Consider the following 17746-nt stretch of genomic DNA (forward strand, 5'->3'; position numbering starts at 1 on the left):
CGCCGCTCCTATGCTGAGGGTATGCACGGCATCCCCGAGGCCAACCATGAAGCTGACCTGGCGGTTTACTACGACCGCCATGCTCCCGTCCGGAACACCCGGGCATTGACCCCGCATCGGGTTGAATGCAGGGAATGGTTCATCCGGCTGTTGAAGTCCGAGCACCGGCACTCATTGCTGGAACTCGGGTGTGGAACCGGGGTGGAGGGCGTGGAGTTCGTCCGCGCAGGGCTGCATTACACCGGTGTTGACCTGTCCCCGGAAAGCGTTCATTTGGCGCGCTCGGCCGGGCTCGACGCCTCGGTGGCCAGCGGGCGGGACCTGCCTTTTGCCTCTTCTGTGTTCTCTGCGGCGTGGACCATGAGTACTCTCCTTCATGTTCCCAACAGCCGAATTCACGACGTCGTCCGCGAACTGGTGCGGGTCACCGCACCTGGTGCGCCAATCGCCGTCGGGCTTTGGTCAGGTGAGGACGACGAAGTCCTCAACCCGGAGGACCTCGAGGAGCCGCGACGGTTCTTCAGCCGCCGTAGCGACGAAACCGTGCAGCGGATTTTTGGCGAACACGGTGCTGTGGAACACTTCCGGACCTGGCCGGAAGGTGTGGGCGTGGAGTCCGGCCCCGGCGCGGGTCAGTGGAATCAGCACTACCAGTTCCTGGTCCTCCGCACCCCGTTGCCCAACTGAGTCGCACTTCAGGCCGTTTTGGGGCGGCATATCGGCCTGAAGTGCCACCTGATGGGGAACTAAGCTGGGCTCCATGGCTCCTTCTTACACTTTCGCCGGGGATACTCCGGCCATCCATGACACCGCCTTCGTGGCACCCACGGCATCAATTATTGGCAAGGCCACGTTGGCCGAGGACTCCAGTGCTTTCTACGGCGTCTCCGTCCGCGCAGATACGGCCGCGATCAGCGTGGGTGCAGGGTCCAACCTCCAGGACAACGTAGTCCTCCACGCCGACCCCGGCTTCCCGTGCACCGTCGGCGAGCGCGTCTCCGTGGGTCACAGCGCAGTGGTCCACGGCTGCACCATAGAGGACGACTGCCTGATCGGCATGAGCGCCACCATCCTCAACGGCGCAGTAGTTGGATCGGGTTCGCTCATCGCTGCCGGCGCAGTGGTTCTGGAGGGCACGGTCATTCCCCCGCGCTCCCTCGTTGCCGGTGTTCCCGCGAAGGTCCGCCGCGAACTTACCGATGAAGAGTTTGAGGGTGTCAAGCACAACGCGGACCACTACAAGGAGCTCGCTGCGGCGCACAGGGAGATGCACACAAACTGACGCAAATCGCGAGGCCTGCCCTTCGACCGAACCTGAGCGTTCGGTCGAAGGGCAGGCCTCGCTGCATACCATGGCTTTACAGGCTAACTACTTAGAGTGACAATGTAGTCATGACAGCTTCCCATCCAGGTCCGCCGACGTCGGAAGGCGCTGATTGGCCAAGTGATTGGCTGCGTGCGACGCTGGGCTTCCTCTCGCTTCATGCCCTCTCCGCTGGCCCCTCCTACGGTTACGCGATCATCAGTGAACTTGAGCGCCACGGGTTCGGCACCATCAAGGGCGGCACTCTCTACCCGCTCCTCACCCGTTATGAGGCCGCTGGCCTGGTCACCACCGAATGGCGGGCAGGGGACGGCGGACCGGGCCGAAAGTACTTTGCCCTGACTGACCGCGGGCGCACCGAAGTGAAACGGCTCAGCGCGGACTGGCTGCGATTCACCGAGCTCAGCAAGCGATACCTCGACGGGCAGGACACGAAGGAGACCACTACATGATGCAGGAAACCGCCAACAAGAAATGGTTTGACGAACTCGTCCTGGAACTTCGACTCCGCCAGGTACATGGGGATGCAATCGGTGACACCGTGGCAAGCGTCCGGGAACTCCTCAGAGACACCGGTCAACAGGCTGAGGAAGCGTTCGGGCCAGCACGCAGCTATGCGGCCGAGCTCGAACTTCCACGTGCGCCGAAGTTTGAATGGGTAAGGAAGGCGCTCTGGCCATCCATGCTGGGCATCTTGGCCTTTTTGCTTTTCAACCAGGCCGTGGTGCCATGGGCCCGCTCCGAGCCAATGCTGATTTCGCCGGTACAAGCAGCTCTTGTTGCGACGCCGCTCGTAGTCATTGCACTCCTGCCGCTCTATCTCACCGCAGCGGTCCGGCACCACTGGGTGCTCGTAGGCCTTGTTGTCATTTGTGTAGCGTCAGGGCTTGCCTCCGGAGTAGTAGCGCCAACCAACCGGGCGGATGCATGGCTGGAACTGAACCCTCTCCCCTGGCTCATGGGCAGCGCCGCCATCATGGTTCTTCTCTCCATCGTCAACACGATGAGGCACCTTGGCCCGGATAACGACGACATTATCGACCCAACTGCCGACACGAAGCCGAACACCGGAGCGCGGAAGAAGATCGGCGTGCTGGTCACCAACTGGCTTTTCCCGATATTCGCGCTGGCCATGTTTGGCCTCGCCTTAGCCCTCAGCTAGGCGAACATCCCTTCGTGGATAAATACGAATGCGAGGCCCTGCCCTGCATCCCCACCGCCTCCCTGAGGGTTTAGGGTGCAGAGCGGGCCTCGCAACGTATAAGGGGAGATCAGTCCAGGGAGATCGGGCCGAGCTCATCCAGCAGGTCACCCGGACCCGGGTTGCCGGCAGCGGATGCGCCACCCAGGTGGTTCACCACTCCCCACACGGCGTTCAGGCCCGTGGTCACGGCACCCTCAGCCCATCCGGCGGTGAAGGACACATCGTCCCCCGCGAGGAAGATTCCGCGCTGGTGCTCCGCCAGCTGATCCTGCTTGAAGTGCGTGAACAAGCGCTGCTGGTACCGGTAGTGTCCGGGCAGGTTGGCCTTGAACGCGCCCATGAAGTTGGGGTCCGCTTCCCAGGACACCGTGATCGGCTGCCCGATGATGTGGCTTGAAATGTCCACGCCCGGGTAGATCTGCTCCAAGGAGTGCAGCATGAGCTTCACGCGTTCCTCGGCGGTGAGCGCTAGCCATTTCAGGGCGTCGTCGTTCCAGGTGTAGGACAGGAGGATGACAGCGGGCTTGTCCGGGCCGTCGTCGAGCAAGTACGTTGCCCGGTTGAGGCGGTCGGTGAGGGTCATGGACAAGACCTCGCGGCCGGTCTCGGGATCGATGTCCTTCCAGAACGGCCGGTCCACCATCACGAAGGTCTTAGACGACTGCATGTAGTGCGAGCGCTCGATCGCTGTCCACAACTCGGCTGGGAACAGCGCTTCCTCGGTGTGGATGCGCGTGGACAGCAGCCAGGACTGGCAGGTGGTCACCACGGCTTGGTACGTGGCCTCGCGCCCCCAGTTCTCGCGGACCAGGAGGTCGCCGTTCTCCGCCCGGCGGATGTTGTCCACGGCTCCGCGCGGCGAACCGGAGTGCAGGGACGCGAGCGAGGTGCCTTCCGGCCAGTACTTAAGGCCCGACGGCGCGTGGTTCCAGAGTGCCTCGGGGAGCCTTTGCGCTCCTCCCTTAATGGAGCGGTGCTGGTCGTCGGCGTCGGTGTAGACCACGCGGAGGATTTCGAGGATGGAGTTGGGGAAGTCGGTATCCCAACCACCGGTGCCGAAGCCCACTTGCCCGAATGCTTCACGGTGAGCGAAGCCGGCCTCCTTGAAGGACTTGCTGGCCGCAATGAAGCCGTAGAACGTCTGCTCATCCAACTCAGGCAGGAGTGCGTTCCAGAGTTCTTTGATCCGCTTGGTATCGCGGGCCTTGATGGCTTCCTGCATCTCGGCGAAAGCAGCGCCGTCATTCACTGCGGCTTTCCAGGCGTCGGCCACTTCGAGGAAGAACTCCGGCAGCTCGTCAGCAGTGGTGGCGTAGTGCTTCTTACCCGCAAGTTCAATGACCGTGGAAGAAGTTGCCGGCGCCATGGGATTAGGGAAATCGTTGGTGTCCAAGCCAAGGAGGTCCACGTAGTGGTAGAAAGCCTTTCCGGAAACCGGGAAGCGCATGCCGCCGAGGTCCGCCACAACGCCGGGCGCGGACGGGAAGCTCGCAGTCCGGAGACGTCCACCGATCTGGTCGGCCTCGTAGATGACGGGTTTGAGGCCAAGCTTCATGAGTTCGTAAGCGGTAACCAAGCCGGACAGCCCGGCGCCGATGATGGCCACCTCGGTGCCGTGGAGCTCCTCGGGGACCGAGCCCAACCCGTTGGGGTGCGCCAGGTAATGGTCGTAGCTGAACGGGAAGTCCGGGTTCAACATGGTGATCGGTGCGCCGGCTGCTGCGGCGGGCGCTCCTGGTTCCTCGATGAGCGGGAGTTCGGTGGCGATGGTCATGAGTTTGCTGCTTTCACAGGTTCCGGGCTCACGGCCCTGGTGGTTAGTTCACGGTAGTCCTGTTCGCTGAGCGCGGCTACCTTGGAGTTCCGGCGTCCATAGCCGAAGTAGATGGCGATGCCCACGAGCATCCAGACACCGAAGGTGATCCAGGTATCGGCACCGAGGTTGATCATCAGGTAGGCACACATCAGCGTGCCCAGGATGGGAGTGATCGGATACAGGGGAACCCTGAAGCTTCGCTCAAGATCGGGGCGGTTGCGGCGCAGGTAGATCACTGCAACGTTGACCAACGCGAACGCGAACAGGGTTCCGATGCTGGTGGCGTCGGCCAGAGCACCCAGCGGGACCAAGCCAGCGGCAAGGGCGACGCCGACGCCAACGATCAGCGTTCCAGCTACAGGGGTGCCGGTTCGGCGGGAAATGCGTCCAAAGACTTTGGGCATCATGCCGTCGCGGGACATGGAGAGCATGATGCGGGTCTGACCGTAGAGGACTGTCAGCACGATGCTGGCGATGGCAAGAACTGCACCCATGGAGAAGACCAGCGCAATCCAGGGCTGCCCGGTGATTTCATGCAGGATCTGCACCAGAGCAGCCTCCGTACCGTCAAACCAACCCCAAGGCCGGGCGCCAATGGCAGCGACGGCAACCAGGACATAAATGCTGGTGACGATCACCATGGACAGCATGATGGCCCTGGGGAGATCCCGCTTGGGGTTTTTGGCTTCCTCACCCGCGGTGGAGGCGGCGTCGAAGCCGATGTAGGAGAAGAAAACGCTCGACGCTGCGGCGGATACCCCTGCGGCACCCATCGGGAGAAGAGGCTCGAAGTTACCGGCATTGAACGCGGTGAACGCTACGGCGCAGAAGAAGAGCAGGATGCCCACCTTGATCACCACGATTGCAGTGTTGATCCACGCACTCTCACGTGCACCGCGGACCAGCAGGACCATGGCCAGAATCACGATGATCATCGCGGGGACGTTGACCACGCCGCCATCCCCCGGCGGCTGGCTCACGGCGTCCGGCAGGAACTGACCGAAGGCAGCCAAGGTCTCGTTGACGTACTGTCCGGCCCCCACGGCAACTGCTGCAACCGAGACCGCGTACTCCAGCACCAGGCACCAGCCGCAGATCCAGGCCATGCCCTCGCCCATGGTGGCGTAGGAGTAGGAGTAGCTGGAACCTGCCACCGGAACGAGTCCAGCCATTTCGGCATAGGACACGGCGGAGAGCAGAGCGGCCAAGCCGGCGATGACGAAGGAGATCCAGATGGCAGGTCCCGCCAGCGGCACGGATTCGCCCAGGATGACCAGGATGCCGGTGCCGAGCGTGGCACCGACGCTGATCATGGTCAGCTGGAGGACCCCGAAGCTGCGGACCAGCGGCGTTCCGCTTTCACTGCTTCCGGCTTCGCTGACCATCTGGCCAATGGGCTTGCGGCGCAGGAGTTGCGCGCCCAGGCTCGGCCTGGCGCCGTTGGCCGCAGCCGGGTTTTTGGTGTTCACAGGCACAGTCACCCTTGACGTCCCTTCAAAGTAGTTTCGATTTCCCCTCCACAAGACTGGCATGTGAGCCACCTCTCACCACGGTGCAAAATGACCTATAGTGTTCAACCATGAGACGTAATGCACACTATCAAGAGGCTGCTTCGGCAGCCCTTTCGGGGCAGGTCACCGTGGACCTGTCGGCGATTTCGGACAACATCCAGGCCCTGAAAAAGCGCACTGAGGCGCCATTCTTCATGGCCGTGGTGAAGGGAAATGCTTATGGCCACGGACTGGTGGAAGTAGCCCGCACAGCTGTCAAGGCTGGAGCGGACTGGCTGGGAACGGCCCAGCTCAGCGAAGCGATTGCGCTCCGCCAAGCAGGCATCACTGTGCCGATACTTTCCTGGTTGTATCTGGCATCCCAGACAAGCGCCACCATTCGCGAAGCCCTCGAAAACGACATCGATGTGTCGCTCGGGAGCGTTGGCCAACTGGAGGTGCTGGCAGGCATCGCGAAACGCCTGGGCCGTCCCGCCGTCGTGCACTTGGAACTGGACAGCGGCCTGAGCCGCGGCGGTGCGCGCAAGGAAGACTGGGCCGAGCTCGTGGCGCAGGCCCGGCAGGCAGAGCTCGACGGGAACCTTCGCGTACGCGGCATTTGGACCCACCTGGCCTGGGCCGATGTACCAGCGCACCCCGGCAACATCACCGCCGTCGCCGAGTTCGAGGACGCTGTTCGCGAAGCGCACCAGGCAGGACTTGCCCCCGAACTTAGGCACGTATCCAGCTCTGCGAACATCCTGGACCGGCCCGAATTCCACTTCGACATGGTCCGCGCAGGCCTGGCAATTTACGGACTCGCCCCGGCCGATCACCTGGACCCTGCCGACTTTGGCCTGCGTCCCGCGCTCAGCGTGACCGCACCGCTGGTCATGCTCAAGAAGGTCCCCGCAGGCACCGGCGTCAGCTACGAACACCAGGCCATCACCTATGAGCCGCGATACCTCGGGCTCATCCCGCTCGGCTACGCGGACGGCATCCCCAAAGGCATCAGCGGCCGTTCGGTGGTGAACATCGGCGGGCGCACGGTCCCGGTGATCGGAAAGGTCTGCATGGACCAGTTCATGGTGGACCTTGGGCCGGACGCGTCGGGAATCGACGTCGGCGACACGGCGGTGCTGTTCGGTGACCCGGCCTGCGGGGCGGCGAGCGCCGACGACTGGGGCGCCGCGATTGGAAGCCACGGCGACGAAATCATCAACAGGATCGCGCCGCGGCTCCCCCGCGCTTACGCCACTACCGCTTACCGGTGCCCCGACTACCAGGAGCCGGCAGCCGCCGGGCCGGGCAATGTCGCCTGAGCCCGCCACCGCCCGCCTCAGTTTCGTCACGCTCGAACAGTTCCTGGAGCAGCTGCCGCCGGAGTTGAAAATGCTTCACGACGGCGGCAGCGGCTCCTCGCTGCTGCGATGGGTGGAACCGAGTGAGCTCGAAGACCCCACGCCGTACCTGCCGGAGGGCGAGTTCCTCCTCACCGCCGGGTTGCCCTTCCTTGGGGAGGGCGGCTCGGCGGCCAAGGTGGATGCCTATGTCCAGCGGCTGGTGGATGCCAAGGTGGCTGCGTTGGGATTCGGCATCAGGCCCTACTTCGACGCCGTCCCGGACGTCCTGCTGGATGCTTGCCGCAAGCACAACCTCACATTGTTCGAGGTACCTGAGTCCGTGCCGTTCGCGGCGATCGGCCTGGAATTCTCCCAGCTTCTGGAAACCGACAACGCGAGGGTCTTCCGGCAACTGGCGGACACCAACCGCCAACTCATGCGCGCGGTACTCTCCCCCAGGCCGGAACACGAACTGCTGGCCGCCCTGGTGCAGAGGGTCCCCGTGTGGGCTGTTCTGGTGGGCGCTGACGGACGGGTCCGGGCGCGCGGGCACAACGCCGGCGGCAGCAGCGGCGTCGAACATTCCTTGTTGGCACCGCTCCTGGAGCGGCTGCTGTCAGGCAGCGGTCCGCGTGTAGAGATGGACGGTTTTGAGCAGCCGGGATCGGCGCTGGTGTTCGGGCATCCGTTGCGCAGCACCAAGGATGCAAACCTCGGCGCCCTGATCCTCGGCTCCGACGCGCCGCTGACTCCTGCGCAAAACAATGTGGTGCAGGCGGCCGTTGGTCTGCTGGAGTTGCTGGTGAGGCAGCGGACCAGTGGCTCGTTGGCACCCAGCCAGCTGGCTACGGCCGTGCTGTTGCACCCGGACTCGCTGGCGTCAGGCGGCACTAAACATGTCAACGGGCTGAAGGACCTGCTCGCCCAGAGTCTGTCGTCCACCCGGTCGGCACAGATGCGGGTGGTTCAAGGCGTCCGGGTTGATGGCGCGGCTGACGACGGCCCGGTTCGCGAGGTGCTCCAGTGGCGGCGGCTGTTCGACACCAAGCTCGTGGAGATCACCGAGTACGGTTTCGCGGCCATTACGCGGCTCAGGGTTGACGATTCCCTGCTTGCGGATATCGAGAAGCTGGGCTGGCGACTGGTAATCGGCGAGCCAACGGAACTCCTTGGCCTTCAGGCGGCATACCAACGGGCAGGTTCTTTGCGCAGCCGCGTTGTCTCCACCGGCAAGAGCGCCCGCGTGGACGAGGTGACGTGGTCCGTCACAGGACTCCTGGGCCGTGAAGCGGGAACCATGCTGGCCGAACGACTCCTGGCACCCGTGCTCTCGCTGGAAGCGGACCGGCGGGACCCGCTGTTGAGTGTCCTGCGAGGCTGGCTCAGCGAAAACGGCAGCTGGGACGGCTCGGCCAAACTCCTTGGACTTCACAGGAACAGTGTCCGGCGGCAGATCGGCGTGCTCGGCGAACTATTGGACATGGACCTCAACCAAGCGCAGGTCCGGGCCGAGCTGTGGTTCGCATTGCAGTACGTGGACGAGCTGGTGGCCGGCGCTGCAGCTGAAGGGACCCGCGACTAGGCGCGCTTGTCCCACTCTGCATAGAGGTTCGGCCGGCGTTCGCGCAGGTACGGGACTTCCTCGCGTGCCGCGTTGACCGACTCCGTGCCCACCTCGGCGAACAGCAGGGCCGCGGACTCCCCTGCTGCCGCAAGCAACGAGCCGTCCGGTCCGGCCACGACGCTGCCGCCCAGGAACGTGTAGACGTCCTCATGCCCGGAGTGGTTGGCGTACGCCACGTTGAGCTGGCTCTCCAACGCCCGCGCGCGGATGAGGACCTGCGGAACGTTGTCGAACCCGGCAGAAAGAGCTGTTGGCACCAACAGGAGCTCGGCACCACGGGTGGCGGCGGCACGGACCGCCTCCGGGAACTCCACGTCGTAGCAGATCAGCATCGATGTACGGATTCCGTTGAAATCCACGACCGCGGGAGGTTCTTGGGCGCCAACGAACGCCTTGTGCTCCTCCGGGCCAAAGAGGTGGACCTTGGCGTAGTTGAGGACTTCGTTGCCCTCGGCATCCAGGAGGGAAGCGGTGATGTGCCAGGCATTCTCATGGTCGGCGACTGCCGGGAGGCTGTACACCAGGCCGATGCTGTGACGGCGGGCGATCTCGGACAGGCGCTCGCGGATGCCGGGGAGGGTAGCCGGATCCAGTTCAGCGTGGAGACGCAGCGGTGCGTAGCCAACGGGGAACAGCTCCGGTGTGAGGAGCAGCCCGGCCCCGGCTTGAGCGGCGCGCTGGGCGGCGTCGTCGATTGTGCGCAGGTTGGCCTCTACGTCCATGACGGAAGCGTTCGCCTGCAGGACTGAGAGCAGCATCATTACCACCTTGGTTTCGCCTGATCCCGGTGCCAAATTCACGTGCCCGGGAGGATCTTTCCTTCCAGCGTAGGCGTGGGACTCGAGCATCTGGTGAGGCAATTGGACCCGCACGCCCCCAAATCGGGACGCAATGCCCGCGCTCCCTTGCGTTGCGAGGCCACCTCTGCGCGCAAATGGGGGATCTTAGGGTGCATATCGGGCCTCACAACGGGTACTTAAGAGACATTCTTGCGTTGGAGTATGTCGGGCAGGGTTGACTTGCTGTGTTCACTTCTTGACTACAACATCGCTTGTGGGGCAATCTTCTTGTCATGCCCGCTACGCAGCGCTCAACGAAGAGCCACCCAAGAAAACCCGGCTCGCAGTCAGCGCTCCGCCACCTGAATCAGCAACGCATCATCGAATGCTTGTTGAGCGGGCCGTCCACGCAGGCAGAGCTCTCCCGGCAGACCGGGCTTTCCACCGCCACGATCTCCAACATCGTGAAAATCATGCAGGACGCCGGCTTGGTTTCCACGGAACCGACCACCAGTTCCGGCCGCCGGGCAACCAACGTGAGGCTGAACAGCAACGGGGCCGTCGCCGTCGGAATCGACTTTGGACGCCGCCACCTGCGGGTGGTCCTCGCATCGTTGGGCTATCACGTGATTGCTGAGGATTACATTGAGTTGCCGCTAGGCCACCGGGCCGAGGAAGGCATCGCAGCGGCGGTGCGGTTACTGGAAAAGCTGCTCGAGGAAAACGGCATTGATCGCACAGCCGTTGTGGGTGCGGGAGCGGGCATCCCCGGCCCCATCGATCGACGCTCCGGCACGGTCGCCCAAGGCGCCATCCTCCCCGAGTGGGTAGGTATCGACATCCTCCATCGGCTGGAGGAAGCCCTGAATTGCCCCGTCTTTGTTGACAACGACGCCAACTTGGGTGCGCTGTCCGAAGTAACGTGGGGTCCCCACAGCGGGGTCTCCAACTTGATGTTCCTCAAGATCGGTTCGGGCATCGGCGCGGGCCTGATACTCAACGGGTTTCCTTACTACGGCAACGTGGGTATCACAGGCGAAATCGGCCACGCGACCATCCATGAACATGGTTTGGTGTGCCGGTGCGGCAACAGGGGTTGCCTCGAGACGATAGCGTCCACCACCACCATGATCGAGCTGTTGGGCCGTGGCCAGGAGACACTCCTGACGCCGCAGGACATCGTGCGCAACTGCCTCGCCGGGGACTCCGCGACCCAGCGCGTGGTGGACGATGCAGGACTTGCGGTTGGCCGCGCGCTCGGCAACGTTTCCAATCTGATCAACCCGGAAGTAATCGTGGTCGGTGGCCCCTTGGCGGGCCTCGGCGACCTTTTGCTGGACCCTATCCGCAGGGGCCTGGTGCGCCACGCAGTGCCCGTGGTGGGCGAGACAACGCACCTGGCCATGTCCTCCCTCGGGGCCCGTGCAGAAGCCCTTGGCGCAGCCGCATTAGTGTTCCAACATGCCGGTATTACCGGTAGGTAACGAAATCGTTAGCTGGATCTTGTGTTCAAGTCTTGACGACAAGATAGGTGATCCAGTTTACTTTTTCATCAGACAGCTCCGCCGTTTGCGGGGCCGACAACGAAGTCATGCATTGGAGGCGTAAGGGCTGATGACATCCCTCAACACGCAAAGTGATCCCGTCCTTTTGGAGATGCGCTCGATCACGAAGGAATTCCCAGGCGTGAAGGCCTTGTCGAATGTGAGCTTGCGCGTGCTGGCCGGCGAAATCCACGCAATTTGCGGCGAGAACGGCGCCGGCAAGTCCACGCTCATGAAAGTACTGTCGGGCGTTTACCCCCACGGCAGTTACACGGGCGACATCGTGTACATGGCCGAAACGCAGCAGTTCAAGGACATCCGCGCCAGTGAAGCGGCGGGCATCGTGATCATCCACCAGGAACTGGCGCTGATTCCGGAATTGTCCATCATGGAGAACATCTTCCTGGGCAACGAACCCACCAAGTGGGGCGTCATTGACTGGGCGGAAGCCCGCAAGCGTTCCATTGAATTGCTGGCCCGGGTAGGCCTGCGGGAAGACCCGGACACCCCCATCAAGGAAATCGGTGTCGGCAAGCAGCAGCTGGTGGAAATCGCCAAAGCGTTGAACAAATCCGTTCGCCTGCTGATTCTGGACGAGCCCACCGCAGCGCTGAACGAGTCAGACTCCCAGCACCTGCTGGACCTGATCCTTGGCCTGAAGGGCAAGGGCATCACCTCGATCATCATTTCCCACAAGCTCAACGAGATCGAACAGATCGCTGACGAGATCACCATCATCCGTGACGGCAAGTCGATCGAGACGCTGAACGTCAAACGGGATGGCGTGGACGAGGACCGCATCATCAAAGGCATGGTTGGCCGGACGCTCGAGTCCCGCTTCCCGGATCACGAGCCGAAGATCGGTGAAGTCTTCTTCGAGGTCAAGGACTGGACGGTGGGACACCCCCAGATCCAGGACCGCCTGATTTGCAAGGGTTCCAACTTCTACGTACGCCGCGGCGAAATCGTCGGCTTCGCCGGGTTGATGGGCGCAGGCCGCACGGAACTGGCGCGATCGTTGTTCGGGCATTCCTACGGTCGGTTCATCAAGGGGCAGGTCTACAAAGACGGCAAGCCGGTCCAGCTCCGCAGCGTTCGCGCCGCCATCGACGCAGGCCTCGGCTACGTGACCGAGGACCGCAAGTCCCTGGGCCTGAACCTGCTGGACGACATCAAGACCACCACGGTTTCGGCGGCCCTGAACAAGATCAGCAATTACACGGTGGTGGACACCCGCAAGGAATTCTCGGTCGCCGAGGAGTACCGGAAATCACTGCGAACCAAGACACCGTCGGTGGAAGAAGGCGTAGCCAAGCTCTCCGGCGGCAACCAGCAAAAAGTAGTGCTGGCCAAGTGGATGTTCACTGATCCCGACCTCCTGATCCTGGATGAACCCACCCGTGGAATCGACGTGGGTGCCAAGTACGAGATCTACGGCATCATCCAGAGGCTGGCCAACCAAGGCAAGGGAGTGATTGTCATTTCCTCGGAGCTTCCCGAGCTCCTGGGCCTGTCCGACCGCATCTACACCATCTTCGAAGGCGCCATCACCGGCGTCCTGGACAAAAACGAAGCAAGCCAGGAAAGCCTCATGAAGCTCATGACTTCCGCCCGCAAATCCGCCTGACCATTGGCCCAGCCTCGCCCCTTCCTGACACAAGGACCAAAACAATGAACGCGCTCAAGAAGCTATTTGGTGGCAATACCCGCCAGTTCGGCATGATCTTCGCCCTGGTGGCACTTATCGTCTTCTTCCAGATCTTCACCGAGGGCCGTACGCTCACCCCCGGCAATGTGATCAACCTGTTCAACGGCAACTCTTACATCCTGATCCTGGCCATCGGCATGGTCCTGGTGATCATCGCCGGCCACATCGACCTTTCCGTGGGTTCCGTTGCCGCCTTCGTCGGCGTCTTCGTGGCCCTGGCCATGCGGGATTGGGGTTTCCCATGGTGGGCCGGTGTCCTCTTCGGTCTGGTCCTGGGGGCAGTGATCGGTGCCTGGCAAGGATTCTGGGTGGCCTATGTGGGCATACCCGCCTTCATCGTGACCCTGGCCGGCATGCTCTTGTTCCGCGGCTTCAACCAGTTCGTCGGCAAGTCCAACACCATCCCTGTCCCCAAGGAATTCCAGTTCCTGGGCTCCGGATACCTGCCTGAAATTGGACCGAACACCGGCTTCAACAACCTCACCTTGCTGCTCGGAATCATTGCCGCCGCGCTCGTGGTGATCATGTCCCTGCGAGCCCGCGCCACCAACAAGGCGCTGGGAGCCGACGTTCCCGAGCTCTGGGTTGAAGTTACCAAGCTGGTCCTGATCTGCGGTGCCATCCTCTACGCCACGTACCTGTTCGCCACGGGCCGCCCCGGTACTTCCTTCCCCATCCCGGGCCTGATTCTGGCCGTCCTGGTCCTCATCTACGGTTTTATCGCCGATAAGACCGTCCTCGGCCGCCACGTCTACGCCGTGGGTGGCAACCGCCACGCAGCTGAGCTGTCCGGCGTGCAGTCCAAGAAGGTCAACTTCCTGGTCATGATGAACATGTCCGTCCTGGCTGGCCTGGCAGGCATGATCTTCGTGGGCCGCTCCACCGCTTCCGGCCCGTTCGACGGCGTCGGTTGGGAACTGGACGCCATCGCAGCCGTCTTCATTGGCGGCGCTGCCGTTACCGGTGGCGTCGGTACCGTGATCGGCTCGATCGTGGGTGGCTTGGTGATGGCCGTCCTGAACAATGGCCTCCAGCTCCTGGGCGTAGGCGCCGACCTCACCCAGATCATCAAGGGCCTGGTGCTCCTGGCAGCCGTTGCCTTCGATGTCTACAACAAGTCCCAGGGCAAGCGGTCCATTACCGGGCTGCTGATGAAGAACTTCCAGCGCAACAACGAGATCAAGCCCGACGAAACCACCTCCACCAAAGAGGTCATCTCCAAGGAAGCGTAATCCGCTTCCTGACAGACTCGCTCCACCCCACCCACACAGAAAGTGAACCAAGATATGCGAATGTTTGGTAAAGCAGGAAAGGCAGCAGCAGTCGCTGCCATCGCGGCACTGGCGCTGACAGCCTGCGGCCGCACTGACAGCGGCTCAAGCAGCAGCACAGCAGGCGGGGAAGCGTTCCCCAAGGACTCGCTGATCGGCGTCGCACTTCCGCAGAAGACCAGTGAAAACTGGGTCCTGGCGGAGAAGCTGTTCAACGACGGCCTCACGGGCGCCGGCTTCAAGGCTGACGTACAGTTCGCCAACGGCGGCGTTTCCGAGCAGCAGAACCAGATCAGCGCCATGGTCACCAAGGGCGCCAAGGTCATCATCGTCGGTGCCATCGACGGTGCGCAGCTCGGCACGCAGCTCCAGCAGGCCAAGGACTCCGGCGCTACAGTCATCGCCTATGACCGTCTGCTTCTGAACACCGAGAACGTGGACTACTACGTGGCCTACGACAACTTCAAGGTTGGTGAACTGCAGGGCCAGGCACTGCTGGACGGTATGAAGGCCAAGAAGGCCTCCGGCCCGTACAACGTCGAGCTTTTCGCCGGCTCCCCGGATGATGCCAACGCGAAGGTCTTCTTCGACGGCGCCATGAGCGTCCTGAAGCCGAAGATCGACGACGGCACCCTCAAGGTAGTTTCGGGCCAGACCTCGTTCGAGCAGGCTGTCACCCAGGGTTGGAAGGCTGAAAACGCCCAGCGTCGCGCTGACACGCTGCTCACCGGCAGCTACGGCACCGCTTCCTTGGACGGCGTCCTCTCCCCGAACGACACCCTGGCCCGTGCAGTGCTGACGTCCGTCAAGGCCGCCGGCAAGCCGCTCCCCGTCGTGACCGGCCAGGACTCCGAGGTTGAGTCCGTCAAGTCGATCATGGCAGGCGAGCAGTACTCCACCATCAACAAGGACACCCGCAAGCTCGTTGAGCACGCCATCACCATGGTGAAGGACCTCCAGGCCGGCAAGGAACTGGAAATCAACGACAAGGACTCCTACAACAACGGCGTCAAGACCGTCCCGGCTTACCTCCTCCCGCCACAGATCGTGACCCTGGAGAACGTCAAGACCGCTTACGTTGACGATCCGGTACTTGGCCCGATCACCAAGTAACTGATACCCGAGTTACACCGCAAGCCCCGGTCCGCCATTGGCGGGCCGGGGCTTTCGCTTTCACAGCCCACGCATAGCTTCGGCTGGCTTCCCGCACAGCAGCACTCACGAGTCTTGAATCTGCAGCCCACGTCCAGTGGGCCAAACAAACTTGCAGGTCAAGAGGAGAAACGTGAGCGTCCTTGCCCGAAGCGTAGGCAATGCCTTCCGCAACAAAATCAGAACGGCGGCGGTAGTTGCCGTCCTGGCCGTAGCCATCGGCCTGGCGTTGGCCATGCTCGTGGCCAACCAAGCCGTGGGCGCCAAGGTCCAGGAGCTCAATGCCTCCGTGGGAACCACGCTGACGGTTAACCCGGCAGGCGGCCAGGGGTTCGAGGGTGGCGGCGAACCACTCACGACGGCGGACGCTGAGACTGCGGCATCGGTCGCCAATGTGACGTCTGTAGTTGGCACGAAGGCTCTTCGTCTTCAGACAGCAACCACGGCAACCACCGACACCACCCAACTGGCCGGCCCGGGCGGCGGCTTCGGCCCCGGAGGGCAGCAGGCGACGGTCAGCACCAACCTGACGGCCGCCGTCGACGCCGGAACGCTCGGCAACCGGAACAACGCAAGCGGCACCACCGGCACAACCACCCAGCCCGCACGCACGCTGCCGATCACCGCGACGGGCATCGGCGCAGAGGTGGACAGCACGGGCAAGGCCCTGGAACTCACCAGTGGCACAGGTTTGGGCGACTACACCGAGGCAGAAGCCAAAGCTCTCGTGGGCACGTCACTGGCTGAGAAGAACAGCCTGACGGTGGGCTCCACGTTCACCATCCAGGACAAGACCTTCACCGTAGCGGGCATCTTTGACGCCGGGACCACTTTTGGGAACAACGCCGTCTATGTGACGCTTCCGGAAGCCCAGACTCTGGCCGAAACCCCGGATGAGCTCTCCACCATGATCGTCACGGTCAACAGCATGGAAAACGTGGACAGCACCAAGACCGCTGTCCAGGACGCTCTCGGCACGGACAAGGCCGACGTCACCCAGGGCCAGCGCAACCTCGAAACCGCAGTCAGCTCTCTGGACAGCGTCAAGAACATCTCGCTGGTCGCCTTCATCGCTGCCCTGGCAACTGCCGGAATCATCATCCTGCTCATCATGGTCATGTTGGTCCGCGAGCGCCGCCGGGAAATCGGGGTCTTGAAAGCCATTGGTGCCCGAAACCGCACCATCGGACTGCAGTTCGTCCTCGAGTCATTGGTCTTGGTTGCCCTCGGCAGCGTTGTGGGTGCTGTGATCGCTTCGCTGGCCAGCGGCGGCATCGCCTCCGCGCTCATCAGTTCCAATACCAGCACGACGGCGGCCCCCACCACCCAGCGCGGCGGCGCACTTGCCGGGGCCATGCCGAACGGCACTGTCCCAGGTGGCGGCGGTATGGGCGGTGGCATGCCGGGCGGCGGTCAGGGTGGCCCCTTCGGCGGCGCCTCCCAGTTGCTCACCTCAGTGACCGCAAGCGTCTCCCCCGGCGTCCTGGCAGCAGGTATCGCCGCGGTGTTCGCGGTTGCCATCATCGGGGCGTTGGTCCCGGCCTTGCTGACCGCCCGCATCCGTCCCATCGAAGTACTCCGAGGAGAATAGCCGTGATTGTAGTCAAGGACCTGGTCCGTCAGTTCAAGTCCGGTGACCGGACCATCAAGCCCGTCAACGGCGTGAGCTTCGAGCTTGAAAAAGGCTCGCTGGCGTCCATCGTCGGCAAGAGCGGCAGCGGCAAGAGTACGCTGTTGTCCCTCCTGGGTGCGCTGGACAAGCCCACTTCGGGAGACGTCGTCGTGGATGGTGTGAGCCTGGCGGGGCTGCCGGACGGCAAGCTGACCGAGTACCGCCGCCGGGACATCGGCTTCGTATTCCAGCAGTTCAACCTGATCCCGAACCTCAGCGCCGTGGACAACGTGATGCTGCCCATGGAGTTCGCCGGTGTCCGCAAGGCAGCGCGCTTACAGCGGGCCAAGGAGCTGTTGGAGCAGGTGCAGTTGGATCCGGAGAAGCACTCGCGCCGCACCAACCGCTTGTCCGGCGGCGAGCAGCAGCGCGTGGCGATTGCCCGGGCGTTGGCCAACGAGCCCAAGCTGATCCTCGCCGATGAGCCCACCGGAAACCTGGATGAGCAAACCGGTGAGCACATCATCGAATTGTTGAGCTCACTGAGCCGCGATCACAACACCACCATCCTGGTGGTTACGCATGATCGCAGCCTGGCGCAGAAAACAGAGCGTTGCTTCCGGCTTCAGCAGGGCAGGCTTAGCGAGGAGGTCAGAACCGGATCGCGTCGATGACCTTGACGCGCGCCGCCACGACCGCAGGGATGGCTCCGGCGAGTGCGCCCACAAGGACTGCTGCGCCGAAGCCCACCAGTGCGGCGCCGAAGGGGAAGGCCGGGTATTCGCCACGCGTCCGCCATTTCGTTCGGACTGCACCTTCATTCGGCGTAAAAGGGTGCGCACCACGTCCTGACAACCGGGAAATGAGAGGATGAACGGC

Annotated in this window: 16 protein-coding genes; 12 read left to right on the forward strand and 4 right to left on the reverse strand. The window is 63.0% G+C overall.

Going from position 1 to position 17746, the window contains the following annotated elements:
* The first annotated feature begins 21 nt into the window (after positions 1-21).
* The 4 genes from J3A64_RS12100 to J3A64_RS12115 all read left to right on the forward strand — a co-directional run bounded on the left by J3A64_RS12100 (position 22) and on the right by J3A64_RS12115 (position 2486).
* Entirely contained in the window at positions 22-687 is a 666-nt protein-coding gene (locus J3A64_RS12100; RefSeq protein ID WP_210064381.1) for a class I SAM-dependent methyltransferase, read from the forward strand.
* Positions 688-760: 73 nt separating this feature from the next.
* Entirely contained in the window at positions 761-1282 is a 522-nt protein-coding gene (locus tag J3A64_RS12105; protein WP_210064382.1) for a gamma carbonic anhydrase family protein, read from the forward strand.
* A gap of 110 nt (positions 1283-1392) precedes the next feature.
* The gene (locus J3A64_RS12110; protein WP_210064383.1) at positions 1393-1776 is read left to right on the forward strand and encodes a PadR family transcriptional regulator; all 384 of its coding nucleotides are present in this window, start codon (positions 1393-1395) and stop codon (positions 1774-1776) included.
* The gene (locus J3A64_RS12115) at positions 1773-2486 is read left to right on the forward strand and encodes a hypothetical protein (RefSeq protein WP_210064384.1); all 714 of its coding nucleotides are present in this window, start codon (positions 1773-1775) and stop codon (positions 2484-2486) included. The genes J3A64_RS12110 and J3A64_RS12115 overlap by 4 nt, the downstream gene beginning before the upstream one ends.
* A gap of 109 nt (positions 2487-2595) precedes the next feature.
* Here J3A64_RS12115 and J3A64_RS12120 read toward each other — a convergent pair whose 3' ends face one another.
* The gene (locus J3A64_RS12120) at positions 2596-4302 is read right to left on the reverse strand and encodes an NAD(P)/FAD-dependent oxidoreductase (RefSeq protein ID WP_210064385.1); all 1707 of its coding nucleotides are present in this window, start codon (positions 4300-4302) and stop codon (positions 2596-2598) included.
* Positions 4299-5729: an amino acid permease gene (locus J3A64_RS12125; RefSeq protein WP_286176722.1), complete on the reverse strand. Its 1431-nt coding sequence runs from the start codon at positions 5727-5729 to the stop codon at positions 4299-4301. Before J3A64_RS12125 ends, J3A64_RS12120 begins: the two co-directional genes overlap by 4 nt.
* Before the next feature lie 194 nt (positions 5730-5923).
* On the opposite strand from J3A64_RS12125, the gene alr reads away from it, so the two are divergent.
* Together alr and J3A64_RS12135 are read left to right on the forward strand one after the other, a co-directional pair.
* On the forward strand, positions 5924-7156 hold the full coding sequence (gene alr, locus J3A64_RS12130) for an alanine racemase (RefSeq protein WP_286176285.1): 1233 nt from the start codon (positions 5924-5926) through the stop codon (positions 7154-7156).
* The gene (locus J3A64_RS12135; RefSeq protein ID WP_210064387.1) at positions 7146-8759 is read left to right on the forward strand and encodes a PucR family transcriptional regulator; all 1614 of its coding nucleotides are present in this window, start codon (positions 7146-7148) and stop codon (positions 8757-8759) included. Before alr ends, J3A64_RS12135 begins: the two co-directional genes overlap by 11 nt.
* Here the strand turns inward: J3A64_RS12135 and J3A64_RS12140 are convergent.
* A complete protein-coding gene (locus J3A64_RS12140; protein ID WP_043471074.1) occupies positions 8756-9562 on the reverse strand; it encodes a carbon-nitrogen hydrolase family protein in 807 nt (268 codons plus the stop codon). The two genes, J3A64_RS12135 and J3A64_RS12140, sit on opposite strands and share 4 nt — an antisense overlap.
* Before the next feature lie 311 nt (positions 9563-9873).
* Here J3A64_RS12140 and J3A64_RS12145 point away from each other — a divergent pair, with 311 nt between their 5' ends.
* The 6 genes from J3A64_RS12145 to J3A64_RS12170 all read left to right on the forward strand — a co-directional run bounded on the left by J3A64_RS12145 (position 9874) and on the right by J3A64_RS12170 (position 17541).
* Positions 9874-11064, forward strand: coding sequence for an ROK family transcriptional regulator (locus J3A64_RS12145; protein ID WP_011773948.1), 1191 nt, complete (start codon positions 9874-9876; stop codon positions 11062-11064).
* 130 nt (positions 11065-11194) lie between these two features.
* On the forward strand, positions 11195-12751 hold the full coding sequence (gene mmsA / locus J3A64_RS12150) for a multiple monosaccharide ABC transporter ATP-binding protein (RefSeq protein ID WP_011773947.1): 1557 nt from the start codon (positions 11195-11197) through the stop codon (positions 12749-12751).
* A 44-nt stretch (positions 12752-12795) separates the two neighbouring features.
* Complete coding sequence (gene mmsB / locus J3A64_RS12155) at positions 12796-14064, forward strand: multiple monosaccharide ABC transporter permease (RefSeq protein ID WP_011773946.1); 1269 nt, start codon at positions 12796-12798, stop codon at positions 14062-14064.
* A gap of 54 nt (positions 14065-14118) precedes the next feature.
* Positions 14119-15216 carry a sugar-binding protein gene (locus J3A64_RS12160; protein ID WP_014921058.1) on the forward strand — a complete coding sequence of 366 codons (1098 nt, stop codon included), beginning with the start codon at positions 14119-14121 and terminating at the stop codon, positions 15214-15216.
* Positions 15217-15388: 172 nt separating this feature from the next.
* Entirely contained in the window at positions 15389-16846 is a 1458-nt protein-coding gene (locus tag J3A64_RS12165) for an ABC transporter permease (protein ID WP_210064388.1), read from the forward strand.
* A 2-nt stretch (positions 16847-16848) separates the two neighbouring features.
* Positions 16849-17541 carry an ABC transporter ATP-binding protein gene (locus tag J3A64_RS12170; RefSeq protein ID WP_011773943.1) on the forward strand — a complete coding sequence of 231 codons (693 nt, stop codon included), beginning with the start codon at positions 16849-16851 and terminating at the stop codon, positions 17539-17541.
* On the opposite strand, the gene J3A64_RS23965 is transcribed toward J3A64_RS12170, so the two are convergent.
* A complete protein-coding gene (locus J3A64_RS23965) occupies positions 17519-17722 on the reverse strand; it encodes an ABC transporter permease (protein ID WP_210064389.1) in 204 nt (67 codons plus the stop codon). The genes J3A64_RS12170 and J3A64_RS23965 overlap by 23 nt on opposite strands.
* Positions 17723-17746 lie beyond the last annotated feature (24 nt).

This window comes from Pseudarthrobacter sp. PvP004 (assembly GCF_017876035.1).
Taxonomy (GTDB): Bacteria; Actinomycetota; Actinomycetes; order Actinomycetales; family Micrococcaceae; genus Arthrobacter; species Arthrobacter aurescens_A.